Genomic DNA, 17,147 nt, shown 5'->3' on the forward strand with positions numbered 1-17,147 from the left:
CCGCTCACCGCGCCAGTTCCTTCAACCCGAAACGTATGAGCTTCGAGGCATCCGCATCCTCGCCCGCCGTCTTCAGCGCCGCCGCCACTGCATTGGCCGCGGTGTCGCGGGAATAGCCGAGATTGACCAGCGCCGACACGGCGTCGATGATCGGTGCCGGCGCGACACCCTCGCCGAGTTCCTGCTTCAGGCCGATCGTGCCGGAGGCGGTTCCGGCATAGGCCGGCGCCTTGTTCTTCAATTCGGTGACGATGCGCTCTGCCACCTTCTTGCCGACGCCTGGCGCGCGGCTGACCATGGCGATGTCGCGCAGTGCGATCGCGTTGGCGAGGTCGGCCGGCGCCAGTGTCGAAAGGATGGCCAGCGCCACCTTGGCGCCGACGCCCTGCACATTGGTCATCAAGAGCCGGAACCATTCGCGCTCCAGCACCGACTGAAAGCCGTAAAGCCGGATCATGTCCTCGCGCACATAGGTCTCGATAAACAGCACCACCGCTTCGCCGGGCGACGGCAGCGAGGCCAGAGTGCGCGCCGAGCAATAGGCGACATAGCCGACGCCATGCACGTCAACGAGGCAGAAATCCTCGTCGATCTCATCGAGTGTGCCCTTGAGCTTGCCTATCATGCTCAATAGCCTTTCATGATGCCAACGCCGCCATCCGGTAGGCGACGCTCTGCCGGTGATGCGCATGGCAGATGGCGATGGCCAGCGCGTCGGCGGCATGTTCGGTGTCGAAAGTGGCTTTCGGCAACAGCACCTTGACCATCATGTGGATCTGCTTCTTGTCGCCATGGCCAACGCCGATCACCGCTTTCTTGACGGCATTGGGGGCATATTCGGCGACGACAAGGCCGGCGCGCGCCGGCACCAGCATGGCGATGCCGCGCGCCTGACCGAGCTTCAGCGTCGCCACTGCATCCTTGTTGACGAAGGTTTGCTCGACGGCCGCCTCCTGCGGCATGGCAGCGTGCAGGATCTCGGCCAGCCCGTCATGCAACTGACAAAGCCGTGTCGCAAGCGCCGCCTTGTCGTCGGAGCGCACGGTGCCGGAGCCGACGAAGCGCAGCGAATTGCCGAGGCTTTCGACGATGCCCCAGCCGGTGCGCCTCAGCCCCGGGTCGATACCGATGATGCGAATCGCTTCCCCCATCCGCCAAGTTTACCTCCGGCGGACAGCGATGCCAGCGAAATGTGAACAAACCGGAAACGGGAGGCGTTTTAACCCCGGGCGAAAGCCGTGTTGAGCAGCGTGATCTGGTCGGAAACCGGATTGACGCGGCGGACGGCGGACGGCGTCTCGGTAAACGCGCCGCCATAGATCTCCTCGTCCATGCGGCGCACCAGAGCCTGGAGGCGCAGCGAGCGTGTCACGAGATCGAGGAAATCCTTCGGCAGTTCGTTCCAGCCGACCGCCTCGTCATGCGCCGACGCGGTGTCGAGGCGAACCTTGGATTTTTCCGAAGCAACCTGGTCGCGGGTCATCTCGCCTGAGTTTGCCGCCCGCTGCAAAAGCAGCCAGGAGGCGACCTGCATCAGCCTTGTCGTCAGCCGCATCGATTCGGCCGCATAGAGCGTCGCCGCCAGCCTGGACAACTTTTTGGCCTCGGCCCGGCCCTTGCCGTCGAGATATTCGGCTGCTTGCTCAACCAGGCCCATGCCTTCCTGGTAAAGCGGTTTGAAGGATTGGGAGAAAACCCGGCGTTCCGCCAGTTTGATGGTTTTCGCGATGCCCTTCGAAGGCTCGTTCATCGATACGCCCCTGCACTACCCCGTCGGCTGATTCGGCTTCTTCGCCGTCACGCCGGCACCCTAGATGACTGAAGCTTGAAAATGCGCTTCGCCGCCGTTGAAGGCAAGCACATGTTTAACAAACGGTTAACGCCGGCGGATGGGCGCGAGGCAGCCCAAAATGCGGACAAAAAAAGAGCCGCGGATAAGGCGGCTCTCAGGAGTTTAACAGGGAGGCGTCAAACGAAGTGGCTCCAACCACTCGGTAAGAATCCAGATAACTGGATGGACATAGTAAACACCTGTAAAGCTTAATGAACCCTTAACGGAGCGGATATTTCTTGATCAACCGCTGCCCTTCTGTGTCGTATCAGCACAACGGCCCGCGGAACCCAATCGATCGAGGAAGAGGCCAGTACCGGCTCGATCTCTGGATGGCCAGAGCGGCTTAATCTCGCGACGTTTCAGGATCATGCCGCAGAGCCTGTCCTCTTTTGCCATGACAGCCGCCCGTCGCCGCGGCTTGCGACCAAAATGAATGATCAAACCGCGGTAACAGACTGGCGCGCCTATGCGACATCGTTCCGAAACACGCATTGCGTTAAACGCCCGCTCCGCACGACGTCGCGCGCAAATCTGTGCCGCCGCGGCCCACTAGAATTGCTTCAGGAGCACCCTATGGACTGGTATTCGATCATCAAATTCTTCCACATCGCTACGGCCACCTTGTGGGTCGGAGGTGGGTTCGTGCTGTTCCTGCTCGGCATGCTTGCCGAGCGCGCCGGCAACATCGAGGAAAAGCTGCAGGCGATCCGTGCCAGCGGACAACTGGGCGGCAGGTTTTTCGCACCGATGTCGATGCTGACGCTGATCTTCGGCCTGATCATGTGCAGCTTCTGGGTGGGATTCGCAGATTTGTGGATTGTCATCGGTCTCGTCGGCTATGCCACGACCTTTTCGATCGGCATGTTCGTCTTCAAACCAATCGGCGAGCGCATGGGAGCGGTGATCGCTAAGGAGGGAATGTCACCTGCTGTCCTTGCCATGGGCCAGCGCATGATGAGCGTGGCACGCTTCGACTATGCAGTGATGCTGGTCGTGGTCGCGGACATGGTGCTCAAACCGACCGAGCACGACATCGGCATTCTCGCCGGCATGATTTTGGTCGTCATCGCCGGCGCCGCACTGGCCTTTGGCGGCAGTCGCCGTCTCGTGCCGAGCGCTGTCTAACACCGAGAATATGCAGGCGACCGTACGGCCGCCTCGCGCTGCTTTACAGCAGGCCGGAGATCCCGTCCCACAGCAGCTTGACCGCGACCACGGCCACGGTCGCGTAGGTGAAGGGATAGAAGATCTCCGGCCGCATGCGCCGTACCAGCCAGGCGCCGGCAATGGTGGCCAGCGGTGCCAGCGGCATCAGCACGGCGGACGCCGTCAGATTGGCGGTGTCGAATTGGCCGAGCGCGAAATAGGGGATCAGCTTCAGCGCGTTCGTGGCGGCAAAGAAAATCGCCGATGTCCCCGACAGCACTTTCGGATCGAGCCGGATCGGCAGCGCATAGACCTGGAAGGGCGGGCCGCCGACATGGGCGACGAAGCTGGTGAAGCCGGCGACGGTGCCCCAGAAGGCGGCGGTGATGCGGTTTGGCGCCGCCGCATGGTCGGAACCGTGGCGAAACTGCAGATAGAGCCAGCGCAGCACGAAGATGAGCGCGACGGCACCGACGATCAGCCGCACCATCTCTTCGGTGACGAGCGCTGCCGTCAGCCAGCCCAGCCCTATGCCGATCACTGCACCCGGCATCATGTCGACCAGCATCTTGCGGTCATAGACGCCCCACCACGTCCACACCGAAACGATGTCCATTAGGCACAGGATCGGCAACAGGATGGCGGCCGCCTGCACCGGCGGCATGGCCAGCGCCATCAAAGGCACGCCGACAAAGCCGACAGCGCCGCCGAAGCCGCCTTTCGACAGGCCGACAAGGATCACCGCCGGAATGGCGGCGGCATAGAACCACGGATCGGCGAGCAGACCTGACATGAAGTGAGGGAGGCTGGAGGGAGACTGGCCCTGCAATAGCCCAGAAACCCGTGCACCGCGACCATGAAAATGCCGGCTGTGGCGATCAATTGTGCGTAAGGCACCGGCGTCGGATTTGCGGCACGATTGCCGTCGATGCATAAGGCACCGTCCCCCGCATGAGGTTTTCCAGAATGAGCGAAGTCCAGATCCGCCGCGCCGAGGAAATCGACCTCCCCGCCATCATCGCCATGCTTGCGGACGATCCGCTCGGTCGCAGCCGCGAAGACGCAAGCGAACCGCTGGCCAAAGCCTATCGCGACGCTTTTGCGGCTGTGAATGCCGACCCCAACCAGTTTCTGGCCGTGATGACGGACGGCGGCCGCGTCATCGGCACGCTGCAGATCAGCTATCTTGCCGGCCTGTCGCTGCAGGGCGCCTGGCGCGGCCAGATCGAGGCTGTCCGCGTCGCCGCCGACCGGCGCGGCGAACGGCTGGGGCAGCGCCTGCTGGAATGGGCGGTCGAACAATGCCGCGCACGCGGCTGCAAAATTGTCCAGCTAACCACCAACAAGAGCCGCCACGACGCCCACCGCTTCTATGACCGGCTCGGCTTCAAGGCCAGCCACATCGGCTACAAGCTGGAGCTCTAGCTAAAACGACGCTTACCCGAGTGGCGGCGGACGGCGTCGGATCGGCTGCGCCTTGATGATGGCGGTGCTGGTTTCGGCCTTGTCGGCGATTCGGTCGAGCAGCTTGTCGAGCTCGCCCATCGAACGCACATAAAGCCGCGCCACGAAACAATCGTCGCCGGTGACCTTGTCGCATTCGCCGAACTCGGGGATCTCCTCGATCAGCTGCTGCACGATATGCAGCTTGCCCGGCAATGGCCGGATACGCACGATCGCCTGCAGCGGATAGCCCAGCGCCTCCGGGTCGATCTCGACAGTGAAGGCGCGGATGACCCCGCGCTCCTCGAGCCGCCGAAGCCGCTCGGACACGCTGGGCGACGACAGCCCGACCTGCTGCGCCAGTTCCTTCAATGATGTCCGGGAATCCTTGACCAGGATGTCGAGAAGCTTTCTGTCCAGATCGTCCAGCATTTTCATTCTTTCGCAAAAAGGCGAAGATCGCCTTATTAAATTAGGCCACGTCCACATATCACCTTTTATAGATCATATAAACCCTCAGGATCGCATGAGATTATCCAGTCTCAAACAGATATCAGAGCTATTGTCATGGACAACACGGTGCGCGGCACGATCGAGATGACGGCGGCGATGACAATCATCGGCACGATCGGCTGGTTCGTCGTCATGTCGGGCCAGCCCGTCATGGACGTGGTGTTCTGGCGCTGCGCCTTCGGTGCGGTGGCGCTGCTCATCACCTGTGCAGCACTTGGGCTGCTGCGCGGCAGGCTGACATTGCGCATTCTTGCCATCGCCGCTATCGGCGGCGCGGCCATCGTCATCAATTGGCTGTTGCTGTTCAGCGCCTTCTCCCGCGCCTCGATCTCGATCGCCACGGCAGTCTACAACACCCAGCCCTTCATGCTGGTCGGTTTCGGCGCGCTGTTCTTCGGCGAGCGGCTGACCCTGACCAAGCTGACCTGGCTCGGCATCGCCTTCGCCGGCATGCTGTTGATCGTGCAGACAGGGCCTGATGCCGGTTCCAGCACCATCGGCATCGATTATGTCATCGGCATAGCCATGGCGCTTGGCGCGGCCTTCTTCTGGGCCGTCGCGGCCATCGTCGCCAAAAAGCTGACGGGCACCCCACCGCATCTGATCGCGCTGATCCAGGTCTGCGTCGGCGTCGTCATGCTGGCGCCCTTCGCCAACCTCTCCCACTTGCCCGCCGACAGCTGGAGCTGGGCCATGCTGGTCACGCTCGGCGTCGTCCACACCGGCCTGGTGTACATATTGATGTATGGCGCCATCCAGAAACTGCCGACGCATCTGCAGGGGTCGCTGTCCTTCATCTACCCGGTCGTGGCGATCCTGGTCGATGTCATTGCGTTCGGCCACCGGCTGCATCCGGCCCAGTTCGTCGGCGCCGCCGCCATCCTGATCGCGGCAGCCGGCATGAACCTCGGCTGGACATTGTGGAAAGCCAAACCGCCGGTCGAAAGCCCGCAAGCCGTCAAATGAGCAGCAGACCGGCCGCTCGCCGGCGATCATAAACCAAGCCATCGCATCGATCCTCGCCCGCCTGTTCAAGGCGGGCGCTTTGCTCTATGCCGCAATGCAACCATCTTCGCCCGGCATAGGCGAACTCCCGGATCGAAAGCCAATGAACGACGCTACACCCCCCAATCGCTGCCGCATCGTGCTGATCGCGCCCAGGGACACGCCTGCCGAGCGTATTGCTGCGGCCTTCGAGGGCGGCGACGTCGCTTCGCTGATCCTGCCTGAAAACGGCATGGACGAGGCTGCCTTCCAGGCGTTCGCCGAACAGATCGTGCCGGCGGCGCAGGCGGCCGGCATCGCCGTCATCATCGCCGGCGACACCCGCATTGCCGGCCGCGTTCAGGCCGACGGAATTCATGTCGAGGTCTCCAAGGACGCGCTCGCCGAGACCATCGAACATTTCCAGGGCAAGATGATGGTCGGCGCCGGCGGCGCCAAGACCCGCGACGACGCGCTGGAGCTCGGCGAAACCAGGCCCGATTACATCTTCTTCGGCCGCTTTGGCTACGACAACAAGCCGGAACCGCATCCGCGCAATCTGTCGCTCGGCCGCTGGTGGGCCGACATGATCCAGATCCCTTGCATCGTCATGGCCGGGTCGGACCTGGCTTCGGTTGAGGCGGTGGCGGACACCGGCGCCGAATTCGTGGCGCTGTCCAGCGCTGTCTTCGCCGACGGCGCCGATCCGAAGGCGGCGATTGCTGCCGCCAATGCGCTGCTCGACGAAACCGCGCCGCGCTTCGAGGACTGACGTGCGCCGACCCGGACTTCCTATCGCGGTTCTCGTTGCGGCCTTGATGAGCGGGGCAGCGATGGCGGCGGAGCCCATTCCGCTGCCGCAGCCCAGGCCCGATGCCGCCGCACCCGACATCAGCGCGCCGGCTACGGGTGCCCATGATGCGGGTGCCGCAAACACCGGCGCCACCGGTTCTGGCGTTCATGTCGACAAGCCGATCGACACCCCGCTGCCGCAGCCCGCGACGACCGCGCCGTTGCCGTCGGCCGACGCCATCAATCCCGAGCGTTTCGGCGCCAAGCCGGCGGACCCCGCTTATGGCGCTTTCCAGCGCGGCCTCTACAAGACCGCCTACAATCTGGCGCTGGTGCGGGCCCAGAATGGCGACCCGGCGGCGCAAACGCTGGTGGCCGAGATCCTGTCGCGCGGGCTGGGCGTGCCGCTCAACCCGGCGGAGGCCGCCAAATGGTATGCGCAGGCCGCTGAACAGGGCATTCCGGAATCGCAGTTCCAGTATGCGCTGATGCTGCTCGACGGCCGCTACGTCAAGAAGGACGAGAAGGGAGCTTACGCCCTGATGCAGGCCGCCGCCGAAGCCGGCAATCGCCTGGCGCAGTTCAACTTCGCGCAGCTGCTTGTGCAGCAGGATCCGGGCGATGCCGGCATCGCCAGGGCCGTGCCCTATTATGAGCGGGCCGCGGCGACCGGCCTTGCCGACGCCCAGTATGCGATGGCGCAGGTCTATGCCAATGGTGTCGGCGGCAAGCCGCACGACGATGCCCAGGCGCGCCGCCTGCTGGTGCAGGCCGCAAGGCAGAACTACGACACCGCGCAGATCGATCTTGCCGCCTGGATGATCGAAGGCCGCGGCGGTGCTCGCGACCTGAAATCCGGCTTCAACTGGATGAAGCAGGCAGCCGAAGGCGGCAACATCGCCGCCCAGAACCGTCTGGCAAAGCTTTACATGGGCGGCATCGGCACCGATCCCGACCTGATCCTGGCCGGGGCCTGGTACGTGGTCGCCCGCCGCGCGGGCCTTATCGATCCGGAGATGGACGATTTCCTGCAAGGACTTACCGACGACCAGACCAAGCAGGCCCTGCAGAAGGCCAACCGCCTGCCTTGAGCTTGCCTTGCATCCCCCGCTCCCTTGCCTCTTCTGGTGATTTGTGGTCTTGGGAGCCCGAAATCGCTTGTCCAGCGACCATCTCATTCCCGGATCAATATCATCATGGCCAAGATCAATGGCAACGAAATCCGTCCCGGCTATGTCATCGAGCACGATGGCGGCCTCTGGGTGGCGGTCAAGACCAACACCGTCAAGCCCGGCAAGGGCGGCGCTTACAACCAGGTCGAGCTGAAGAACCTGATCAACGGCACCAAGCTCAACGAACGCTTCCGTTCGGCTGAGACCGTCGAGCAGATCCGGCTCGACCTGAAGGATTTTTCCTTCCTCTACGCACAGGACGACGCGCTGGTGTTCATGGACACCCAGAGCTACGAGCAGCTCGAACTGGCGAAGGATTTCGTCGGCGATCGCGCCGCTTTCCTGCAGGACGGCATGATGGTGACGGTCCAGCTTTATGAGGACAGGCCGATCGGCATTTCGCTGCCCGACCAAGTGACGCTGACCATCACCGAAGCCGACCCGGTGGTGAAGGGCCAGACGGCTGCGTCTTCCTATAAGCCGGCGGTGCTGGAAAACGGCATTCGCGTGCTGGTGCCGCCATTCATCGGCGCCGGCGAACGCATCGTCGTCGACACCAACGAGCTCACCTACATGCGCCGCGCAGACTGATCTTAAGGCGCAGCAGCAGGAAGAAACACGATGGCACGCTCAGCACTTCTCAATGTCATGGTCCAGGCCGCCATGAAGGCCGGCCGCTCGCTGTCGCGCGACTTCGGCGAGGTACAGAACCTGCAGGTGTCGATGAAGGGGCCGGGCGACTATGTCAGCCAGGCCGACCGCAAGGCCGAGGACATCCTGTTTGCCGAACTGTCGAAGGCGCGGCCGGGCTATGCCTTCCTGATGGAAGAGCGCGGTGTGGTCGAAGGCGACGACGACCAGCACCGCTGGATCGTCGACCCGCTCGACGGCACCACCAATTTCCTGCATGGCATTCCGATCTTTTCCATCTCGATCGCGCTGGAGCGCCAGGGTCAGCTAGTCGCCGCCGTCATCTACAATCCGGCGATGGACGAGCTCTACACCGCCGAGCGCGGCGGCGGCGCTTTCATGAACGATCGCCGGCTGCGCGTTGCCGGCCGTATCAAGCTCACCGACTGCGTGATCGGCTGCGGCATCCCGCATCTGGGCCGCGGCCAGCACGGCAATTTCCTGGTCGAGCTGCGCAATGTGATGGCCGAGGTCTCCGGCGTGCGCCGCTTGGGTTCGGTCGCGCTCGATCTCGCCTATGTCGCCGCTGGCCGCATGGACGGCTTCTGGGAAACCGGCCTGTCGGCCTGGGACATCGCCGCCGGCCTGCTGCTGGTCCGCGAAGCCGGCGGCTTCGTCTCCGATATGGAGGGCGGCCAGGACATGCTCAACGCCGGCTCGGTCGTTGCTGGCAACGAGGTCATCCAGCGCGCGCTGCTCAAGGCGGTGAAGAAGCCGATCTCGGCGCGCTGAAGCGCCGCAGTCGCAAAACCGCAACCAAAGCTTGAAATACTGCCCGGCGACCGCCCAGATAAGGGGGACGAAGGACCTTCGCGCATGCCGCCACAATCCCCGCCAGAAACGCCAATCGATATCCCCTTTGTCGGGCGTTGGCACTATTCGCGTGCGGAGATGATCGCCGACGGCATCGTCCATGCGGTCGGCATCGTGCTGGCGATAGCGGCGGGCTCGACCTTGCTGGCGCTGGCCGCTTTCCATGCCGGTCCGGGCGAATACATCGCCGTCGCTTTCTACGTGGTATCGCTGCTGACCGTGCTGTCGGTGTCGCTCACCTACAATCTGTGGCCGGTGACATCGCCGGCAAAATGGATCTTGCGGCGCTTCGACCATGCAGCGATCTACCTACTGATCGCCGCTACCTACACGCCCTTTCTGGCCCAGCTCGACGGCTCGCCGTTGGCGCTGCCGATGATTGCCCTTGTCTGGACCGCGGCTGTGACCGGTATCGCCATAAAAGTATTTCTGCCCGGCCGCTTCGACCGCCTGGCCATAGTCTTCTATCTCGCCATCGGCTGGAGCGGCATCGTTCTGGTCAAGCCGCTGGTCGCGACATTGCCGACAACGTCGATCGCGCTGATCGTCGCCGGCGGCATCGTCTATTCCTGCGGCGTCATCTTCTTCGCCTGGAAGGGGCTGCGTTTCCACAATGCCGTCTGGCACGGCTTTGTCATCACCGGCGCCGGGCTGCATCTTGCCGCCATGGTCGACTGCCTGGTCATCAACCGCCTCTGAAAGGCGCAGTGCCGCCCGACCCATCGGGCAATATTGCCAAGCGCCATTCAATTTGGTCACAATTGCGTTTAGAGTCGCGAATTACGTGATCGGCGGCACTGGAGCAATTCCGGGAAAGTGTGAGCGGTTTCCCGTTCGGAATTGCGTCAAGGCAAATAAAGAGCATCGGAAACGGGGCACGGATGGCTTTTCTCAGATCCTTCGGCGTGGGCAGGCGTTCTGATGTCCTGATGTACGATCCGCACAAACTGTCGAGCCCGCAGGTCTTCCTCCTGACCATGGTCATCTTCCTGGTCATCGTCGCCTTCATCGCAGCCATCCTCACCCGCCAGATCTCGACCGCCTTCGGCAGCAATCCCGGCCTCAACGGCCTTATCATCGGCGTGCTGGCGGTCGGCATCCTGCTTGCCTTCGCCCAGGTCGGACGGCTGTTTCGTGAAGTGCGCTGGGTCAATTCGTTCCGCGCCGGCTCCGAAACCACCGAACCGGTGCTGCTGGCGCCGATGAAGGCGATGATCGGCCGTTCCTCGACGGTCGCCTTCTCGACCTCCTCGATGCGTACCATGCTGGATTCGATCGCCACCCGCCTCGACGAAAGCCGCGACACCTCGCGCTATCTCGTCGGGCTGCTGGTGTTCCTCGGCTTGCTCGGGACCTTCTGGGGTCTGCTCAACACCATCGGTTCGATCCGCGAGACCATCGAATCGCTCGATCCCGGCACCGGCGACGCCGCCGCCGTGCTCGATTCGTTGAAACAGGGCCTGTCGGCGCCGCTGGCCGGCATGGGCACCGCCTTCTCGTCCTCGCTGTTCGGCCTTTCCGGTTCGCTGGTGCTCGGCTTCCTCGACCTGCAGGCCGGCCGCGCCCAGACCCGCTTCTACACCGAGCTTGAAAACTGGCTGTCCTCGGTCACCGATCTCTCCTCCGACATTGTCGTTGCCGATCCGGCCAAGAACGAGCCTTCCGACGAGATCCGCCTGTTGTCGGAGCGGCTGCGCAGCATGCAGGAAAACGGCGGCGGCTCCAATCCGCGCGTCGCCACCGCCATGGCCAATCTCGCCGACGGCATTTCCGGCCTGGTCAAGAACATGCGCTCCGAGCAGCAGATCATGCGCGACTGGGTCGAGGCCCAGTCGGACGAGCAGAAGGCGATGCGCAACACGCTGGAAAAGATCGCCGACGCCCTGAAGAAGCCCGGGGTGCACTAGCATGGCGCTCGCCAGGGGCCGTCGCACCGACCGCCGCATCGATTATTGGCCGGGCTTCGTCGACGCACTGTCGACGCTGTTGCTCGCCATCATGTTCCTGCTCACCGTCTTCGTACTGGCGCAGTTCCTGCTCGGCCGCGAACTCTCCGGCAAGGACACCGTGCTCTCGCGCCTCAACTCGCAGATCAACGAACTGACGCAGTTGCTGGCGCTGGAGCGCTCGACGGCGCAGGACAAGGATGATTCGCTCGCCAATCTGCAGGCCTCGCTGTCGGCGTCGGAAGCCGAGAAGAGCCGGCTGGAGCAATTGCTGGCGCAAGGTGCAGGCGCCGGCGACGCCGCCAACCAGCGTGCGGCTCAACTGGGCGGCGAACTCGACAACCAGCGTCAGATCAGCCAGCAGGCGCTGAGCCAGGTCGAGATCCTCAACCAGCAGATCGCGGCGTTGCGCAAGCAGATCGGCGCGCTCGAGGACGCCCTCAATGTCTCTGAAACCCGCGACCGCGATTCCAACACCAAGATCGCCGATCTCGGCCGTCGGCTGAATGTCGCGCTGGCGCAGCGCGTGCAGGAACTGAACCGCTACCGCTCAGACTTCTTCGGCCGCCTGCGCGAAATCCTCGCCGACCGCGAGAACATCCGCATCGTCGGCGACCGCTTCGTCTTCCAGTCGGAGGTGCTGTTTCCGACCGGCTCCGAAGTGATCAACGATGCCGGCAAGGTCGAGATGAAGAAGCTCGCCGACGCCATCATCGAACTGCAAAAGGAAATTCCGCCGGAGATCAACTGGGTGCTGCGCGTCGACGGCCACACCGACAACAAGCCGCTGTCGGGCACGGGCCGCTACCGCGACAATTGGGAGTTGTCGACGGCGCGCTCGACCTCGGTGGTCAAGTTCCTGATCGAGAACGGCGTGCCCGCTAACCGGCTGGTCGCCGCCGGCTTCGGCGAATTTCAGCCGCTCGATCCCGCCGACACCGAAGACGCCCGCAACAAGAACCGCCGCATTGAACTGAAGCTCACCGAACGGTGATTTTTGGTCACGCGAATTTGTTCGACGGCTCAACTCTAGGGCGCAAGGCAGCCTCGGCAAGGCCTGAAAACATTATCTTTTTTTAATTACACTTCACGTTTCTGGGCTCCTAATTTGCCGCGCAGGGCCGAGAACCGCCGGCGATGCCTCCCATCGCGACGCGACGGAACCCGACGGCCCGCGTCCGGAAGGCGGAGTGAAAGCGCTTACCCCTTCCAAAGCAGGAGGAGACGCACATCATGCGTTCTTTGAAGACTCTCAGGACTGCAGCCCTCACCACACTTCTGATCGCCGTTCCGCTCGCCGGCGCCTATGCCGCCGGACATCACAAGGGCGCCCTCGACGCCAGCGACCCGACCGACATGACCGGTCCGCGCGTGACCGGCCTGATCGAGCAGATAAAGGGCGTCGACCAGGGCATCACCGATGCCAGGCAGGCCAACGCGATCACGTCGGCCGAAGCGCATCGGCTGCATCTGCGCGCGGCGCATATCAGCCAGGCCGCCGAACGGGTCGCTGGCTCGGATCATGGCCGGATCCCGGCCGCGCAATACCACGACCTGCTGCGCCGCCTCGACAACGTCGACCAGGCCCTGATGTCCGACACCGGTAGTGGCTTCATGATCGGTGACGGTTCCGACGGCGGCAATTATCCGAACGGCTGAGAACCCGCTGCGATATCCTCGGATATCCAAAGAATGAGAAAGGGACAGTCTGACGCCCGCGGGATCTGGTCCGAGGGCGTCTTTTTACCAGCCGAGCCAGAGCGCGACGAGCGCAACCACCGCCGGCACGGTCTGGATATACAGGATCTTCCTGCTGGCGGTCGCCGCGCCATAGAGCCCGGCAATGGCAACGCAAAGCAGGAAGAACACCTTGATCTGGAATCCGGCCGCGCCGAGATAGAGGCCCCAGATCAGCCCGGCGGCAAGGAAGCCGTTGTAAAGCCCCTGATTGGCGGCCAGCACCTTCGATGCGCTGGCGAAGTCCGGCTTGAGGTTGAACGCCTTGTGGCCACGCGGCGTGTCCCACGCCACCATCTCCAGATAGACGATGTAGCAGTGGATCAGCGCCACCAGCCCGACCAGTATGTTGGCGATCATGTCTTTCTCCCCCAGGCGGCATCACGCCGTCTGCCATAGTGAGCACGCCCGCCACGGCGTGCAAGCTCGCGCCGCCTTGCCCCCATTAACCGACACTTGTGCAGGGTTGCCAAGCCTGGCGCATTGGTATCTTTTCCCGCCGTCCAAAACGCGGAATCTGCCATGTCCTTTCAGAAACTCGATGATCTCGGCCACAAGCTCGAAGCGCTGGAACATGCGCTCGCCATCCTCGGCGCCGATGAGGCGACCCACATGGCAGTCGGTGGCGGTGAGAAGCGCGCCGAAGCCACGTCTTCCCTGGCCGGCATGCTGCATGCCCGGGCAACGGCGCCGGAAATCGCCGACTGGCTCGCTGCAGCCGAACGGGAGGCGTTGAACGAGGAGCAGCAGGCGGCGGTCCGGGAATTGCGCCGTCAATACACCAACCTGACCTGCCTGCCGGTCGAGTTCGTCGAACGCCAGACGGTGGCGCGCATGCGCTCCGAGCAGCTCTGGCGTGACCTGCGCGCCAAGAACGACTGGGCCGGTTTCCTGCCGGCACTCGAAGGTGTCATCGCGCTGGTCCGCGAGGAGGCCGCACTGCGCGCTGACGCGCTCGGCCTTGATCCCTACGACGCGCTGATGGAGCAATACGATCCCGGCAACCGCGCCGCCGACATCACGCCGGTCTTCACTGAGTTGAAGACGTTCCTGAAGTCCTTCGTGCCTGAGGCGCTGGCCGTGCAGGAGGCGCGGCTGGCCAGCCACTCGCTGAAGCCGCTCTCGGGCAGCTATGCGATAGACCGGCAGCGCGAGCTTGGCCTCGCCATGATGGCGGCGGTTGGCTTCGACCTCACCCATGGCTCGCTGTCGGTGTCACATCATCCTTTCTGCGGCGGCGTGCCGAGCGACGTGCGCATCACCACCCGCTACAAGACCTCGGATTTCCTGTCGGCACTGATGGGCGTGCTGCACGAGACCGGCCACGCGCTCTACGAACAGAACCTGCCGAAGGCCTGGGCGCACTGGCCGCTGGGCAAGGCGCGCGGCATGGCGGTGCATGAAAGCCAGAGCCTGTTCGTCGAGAAGCAGATCGGCCGCAATCCCGAATTCTGGCGCTGGGCGCTGCCGGTGGTCGAAAGGCATCTCGGCGAGGCCTGGTCGCTCGACGATATCCTGCCGCATGTGCACCGGGTCGAGCGCGGCCTGATCCGCGTCGACGCTGACGAGGTCACCTATCCGCTGCATGTCATCCTGCGCTACGAGCTGGAGCAGGAGCTAGTCTCGGGACGGCTGCAGGCCGCCGACCTGCCCGAGGCGTGGGACGCCAAGATGCGGGAGTATCTTGGTCTGTCGACCATAGACAATCCCGCCGACGGGCCGATGCAGGACGTGCATTGGCCAGGTGCGGCCTTCGGCTATTTCCCGTCCTACACGCTGGGCGCCATGATGGCGGCGCAGCAATGGGCGGCGCTGACCAGCGAGCATCCGTCCGCCGACGACGATCTGGCAAAAGGAAACTTCGAGGTCATAAATGGCTGGCGCCGCGACAAGATCTGGTCGCAGGGCTCACGCTGGTCAACGCCCGAACTGCTCGAACGCGCCACCGGCGAAAAACTGAATGCCGCGCATTTCACCCGCCACCTGCAGCAGCGATACGGGGCTTGAGCCATTTCGGCTGGCACGGCATCCAAAAACATAGGGCATTAACCTACGTCGATCCGCCGCCCGTCGAAGTGAAGGTCAGCGATCCGGACACGGAGCAGCGACAGGTCATCGCCAGCATGTTCCGGTTGACCTTGTTCGTCGGCGTCCCGGTATTCATCGCTATCCGGCGTGGCCGGCGCCAGCCTGCCCGCGGCTGAACTCAATTTGCGCCGCAGCACCTACTCCGCGGCACCCCTGAACGCGCTGGCTCCGGTTTCGAACTGCAGCTTGGCCAGCCGCGCGTAGATACCGCCCTTGGCAACCAGGCTCTGATGCGTGCCTTCCTCGACGATGCGGCCGCCATCCATGACCAGGATGCGGTCAGCCTTCAGCACCGTTGCAAGACGGTGGGCGATGACGATGGTGGTGCGGCCCTGCATCAACCGTTCCAGAGCCGTCTGCACCAGTGTTTCGCTTTCGGCATCGAGCGCCGAGGTCGCCTCGTCGAGCAACAGGATCGGCGCGTCGCGCAGGATGGCCCGGGCGATCGCCACGCGCTGGCGCTGGCCGCCGGACAAGGTCACGCCGCGCTCGCCAACCTGGCTGTCATAGCCCTTGTCGAGTTTGAGGATGAATTCGTCGGCCAGCGCGTCCCTGGCGGCCGTCTCGATCTCGGCATTCGTGGCGCTCGGCCGACCGAAGCCGATATTGTCGCGCGCGCTCGCCGCAAAAATGGTGACATCCTGCGGCACGATGGCGATGCGCTCCCGGACATCGGCCGGATCGGCCTCGCGCACGTCGACGCCGTCGATGGCGATGCGGCCGGTCTCGGGATCGTAAAAACGCAGGATCAGTGAAAAGACCGTGCTTTTTCCGGCGCCCGAGGGCCCGACGATCGCCACCGTCTCGCCCGGCTTCACCTGGAAGCTCAGGCCATGGACGGCGGCGCGGTCGGGCCTTGCCGGATAGGAGAAGGAGACATCGTCGAAGCTGATCGCGCCCTTCGCCTTGGCCGGCAGCTGCAATGGCTTGGCAGGCGCCAGGATCGCCGGCGTCTCGTCGAGGATCTCGGTCAGCCGTTCGGCCGCACCCGCCGCCTGGGAGAGCTCGCCCCACACTTCCGACAGCGCGCCGAGCGCGCCAGCGGCAAACACCGAATAGAGCAGGAACTGGCCGAGCGTGCCCGCCGACATCGTGCCGGCAAGTACGTCGCGCGAGCCGAACCACAGCACCGCCACGACCGAGGAAAAGATCATGAAGATGGCAAAGAAGGTGAGGAAAGAGCGGGCGAAAATCGACGAGCGCGCCGCCTGGAACGCTGCTTCCACCGCAGCCGAGAACCGCCCGGTGACCAGCGTCTCGTTGGTGAAAGCCTGCAGCGTACGCACCGCGCCGATCTGCTCGCTGGCATAGGCGGTCGCTTGCGCCAGCGTGTCCTGCGCCTGCCGCGACCGGCGCCGGACCGAGCGGCCGAAGGCGACCAGCGGCAGCACGATCACCGGAATGGCCGCTATGACCAGGCCGGACAGTTTCGGGCTGGTGACGACCATCATCGCCACAGCGCCGAGGCCGAGGATGACATTGCGCAGCGCCACCGAGGCGGTGGCGCCGACGGCGGATTTCACCTGCGTCGTATCGGCCGCGAGCCGCGAGACGATCTCACCCGACTGGGCGGTGTCGAAGAAGGACGGCGACAGCGTCGTGACATGCGAAAACACATCGCTGCGGATGTCGGCAACAACCCGCTCGCCGAGCGTGATGACGAAATAGTAGCGGCCAGCCGATGCCGCCGCCAGAATGGCTGCCATCGCCACCAAAGCGGCGAAGTACTCGGCGATGAAGGAGGTTCCGGGTGCGCTGAAACCGTGGTCGATCATGCGCCGCACGGCGAGCGGCAGCGCCAGTGTCGTCGCCGCCGCGATGGCCAGCGAGATGACGGCGCCGATGACCAGTTTGCGGTAGCGGCTGATGTAGGGAGAGAGGCGCCTGAGCGGCCCGAGCGAGCGTCTGCGCCCGTCTTGCTCGCCGCTGATGTCCGCCATGACCGTTTCCTCTGGCCGCTTCCCGGTGGGCGCTTTCAATATGCGCCCG

The 17,147-nt window shown here is 63.9% G+C and carries 20 protein-coding genes; 13 read left to right on the forward strand and 7 right to left on the reverse strand.

Features of this window, described 5'->3' with window-relative positions; genetic code table 11:
* Window positions 1-4: 4 nt before the first annotated feature.
* From ruvA to rcdA, 3 genes are all read right to left on the reverse strand, one after another.
* Window positions 5-625: a Holliday junction branch migration protein RuvA gene (gene ruvA, locus AC04SH_RS03345; RefSeq protein WP_477235095.1), complete on the reverse strand. Its 621-nt coding sequence runs from the start codon at window positions 623-625 to the stop codon at window positions 5-7.
* Window positions 626-638: 13 nt separating this feature from the next.
* Window positions 639-1,151, reverse strand: a complete 513-nt coding sequence (gene ruvC, locus AC04SH_RS03350; protein ID WP_112559670.1) for a crossover junction endodeoxyribonuclease RuvC — start codon at window positions 1,149-1,151, stop codon at window positions 639-641.
* 68 nt (window positions 1,152-1,219) lie between these two features.
* Window positions 1,220-1,750 (reverse strand): protease adaptor protein RcdA, encoded by a 531-nt coding sequence (rcdA, locus tag AC04SH_RS03355; RefSeq protein WP_181062223.1) that lies wholly within the window; start codon window positions 1,748-1,750, stop codon window positions 1,220-1,222.
* A gap of 657 nt (window positions 1,751-2,407) precedes the next feature.
* Here rcdA and AC04SH_RS03360 point away from each other — a divergent pair.
* A complete protein-coding gene (locus AC04SH_RS03360) occupies window positions 2,408-2,959 on the forward strand; it encodes a DUF2269 family protein (protein WP_488573933.1) in 552 nt (183 codons plus the stop codon).
* Window positions 2,960-3,002: 43 nt separating this feature from the next.
* On the opposite strand, the gene AC04SH_RS03365 is transcribed toward AC04SH_RS03360, so the two are convergent.
* Window positions 3,003-3,773 carry a sulfite exporter TauE/SafE family protein gene (locus tag AC04SH_RS03365; RefSeq protein WP_488573934.1) on the reverse strand — a complete coding sequence of 257 codons (771 nt, stop codon included), beginning with the start codon at window positions 3,771-3,773 and terminating at the stop codon, window positions 3,003-3,005.
* A 173-nt stretch (window positions 3,774-3,946) separates the two neighbouring features.
* Here AC04SH_RS03365 and AC04SH_RS03370 point away from each other — a divergent pair, with 173 nt between their 5' ends.
* The gene (locus AC04SH_RS03370; protein ID WP_477235103.1) at window positions 3,947-4,405 is read left to right on the forward strand and encodes a GNAT family N-acetyltransferase; all 459 of its coding nucleotides are present in this window, start codon (window positions 3,947-3,949) and stop codon (window positions 4,403-4,405) included.
* Between the two features lie 12 nt (window positions 4,406-4,417).
* On the opposite strand, the gene AC04SH_RS03375 is transcribed toward AC04SH_RS03370, so the two are convergent.
* Complete coding sequence (locus AC04SH_RS03375) at window positions 4,418-4,855, reverse strand: Lrp/AsnC family transcriptional regulator (protein WP_477235105.1); 438 nt, start codon at window positions 4,853-4,855, stop codon at window positions 4,418-4,420.
* Window positions 4,856-4,990: 135 nt separating this feature from the next.
* On the opposite strand from AC04SH_RS03375, the gene AC04SH_RS03380 reads away from it, so the two are divergent.
* The 9 genes from AC04SH_RS03380 to AC04SH_RS03420 all read left to right on the forward strand — a co-directional run bounded on the left by AC04SH_RS03380 (window position 4,991) and on the right by AC04SH_RS03420 (window position 12,992).
* Entirely contained in the window at window positions 4,991-5,902 is a 912-nt protein-coding gene (locus AC04SH_RS03380) for a DMT family transporter (RefSeq protein WP_488573935.1), read from the forward strand.
* A gap of 142 nt (window positions 5,903-6,044) precedes the next feature.
* Entirely contained in the window at window positions 6,045-6,692 is a 648-nt protein-coding gene (locus AC04SH_RS03385; protein ID WP_488573936.1) for a thiamine phosphate synthase, read from the forward strand.
* 46 nt (window positions 6,693-6,738) lie between these two features.
* Entirely contained in the window at window positions 6,739-7,803 is a 1,065-nt protein-coding gene (locus AC04SH_RS03390; RefSeq protein WP_488573937.1) for a tetratricopeptide repeat protein, read from the forward strand.
* Window positions 7,804-7,908: 105 nt separating this feature from the next.
* Window positions 7,909-8,475, forward strand: a complete 567-nt coding sequence (gene efp / locus AC04SH_RS03395; RefSeq protein WP_112559678.1) for an elongation factor P — start codon at window positions 7,909-7,911, stop codon at window positions 8,473-8,475.
* A 30-nt stretch (window positions 8,476-8,505) separates the two neighbouring features.
* Window positions 8,506-9,306 (forward strand): inositol monophosphatase family protein, encoded by an 801-nt coding sequence (locus tag AC04SH_RS03400; RefSeq protein ID WP_488573938.1) that lies wholly within the window; start codon window positions 8,506-8,508, stop codon window positions 9,304-9,306.
* 84 nt (window positions 9,307-9,390) lie between these two features.
* Window positions 9,391-10,086, forward strand: a complete 696-nt coding sequence (gene trhA, locus AC04SH_RS03405) for a PAQR family membrane homeostasis protein TrhA (RefSeq protein ID WP_488573939.1) — start codon at window positions 9,391-9,393, stop codon at window positions 10,084-10,086.
* Between the two features lie 182 nt (window positions 10,087-10,268).
* Window positions 10,269-11,294 (forward strand): MotA/TolQ/ExbB proton channel family protein, encoded by a 1,026-nt coding sequence (locus AC04SH_RS03410; RefSeq protein WP_477235117.1) that lies wholly within the window; start codon window positions 10,269-10,271, stop codon window positions 11,292-11,294.
* Between the two features lies 1 nt (window position 11,295).
* Window positions 11,296-12,327: a peptidoglycan -binding protein gene (locus tag AC04SH_RS03415; RefSeq protein WP_488573940.1), complete on the forward strand. Its 1,032-nt coding sequence runs from the start codon at window positions 11,296-11,298 to the stop codon at window positions 12,325-12,327.
* Between the two features lie 239 nt (window positions 12,328-12,566).
* Window positions 12,567-12,992 carry a hypothetical protein gene (locus AC04SH_RS03420; RefSeq protein WP_477235121.1) on the forward strand — a complete coding sequence of 142 codons (426 nt, stop codon included), beginning with the start codon at window positions 12,567-12,569 and terminating at the stop codon, window positions 12,990-12,992.
* Window positions 12,993-13,076: 84 nt separating this feature from the next.
* Here AC04SH_RS03420 and AC04SH_RS03425 read toward each other — a convergent pair whose 3' ends face one another.
* A complete protein-coding gene (locus tag AC04SH_RS03425) occupies window positions 13,077-13,430 on the reverse strand; it encodes a DUF1304 domain-containing protein (protein WP_477235123.1) in 354 nt (117 codons plus the stop codon).
* 162 nt (window positions 13,431-13,592) lie between these two features.
* Between AC04SH_RS03425 and AC04SH_RS03430 the strand changes: the two genes are divergently transcribed.
* Together AC04SH_RS03430 and AC04SH_RS03435 are read left to right on the forward strand one after the other, a co-directional pair.
* Window positions 13,593-15,077: a carboxypeptidase M32 gene (locus tag AC04SH_RS03430; RefSeq protein WP_488573941.1), complete on the forward strand. Its 1,485-nt coding sequence runs from the start codon at window positions 13,593-13,595 to the stop codon at window positions 15,075-15,077.
* A complete protein-coding gene (locus tag AC04SH_RS03435) occupies window positions 15,074-15,274 on the forward strand; it encodes a hypothetical protein (protein WP_488573942.1) in 201 nt (66 codons plus the stop codon). Before AC04SH_RS03430 ends, AC04SH_RS03435 begins: the two co-directional genes overlap by 4 nt.
* A gap of 21 nt (window positions 15,275-15,295) precedes the next feature.
* On the opposite strand, the gene AC04SH_RS03440 is transcribed toward AC04SH_RS03435, so the two are convergent.
* Window positions 15,296-17,098, reverse strand: a complete 1,803-nt coding sequence (locus AC04SH_RS03440; RefSeq protein ID WP_488573943.1) for an ABC transporter transmembrane domain-containing protein — start codon at window positions 17,096-17,098, stop codon at window positions 15,296-15,298.
* Between the last annotated feature and the right edge of the window lie 49 nt (window positions 17,099-17,147).

The organism is Mesorhizobium sp. CNPSo 4688, from assembly GCF_057784295.1.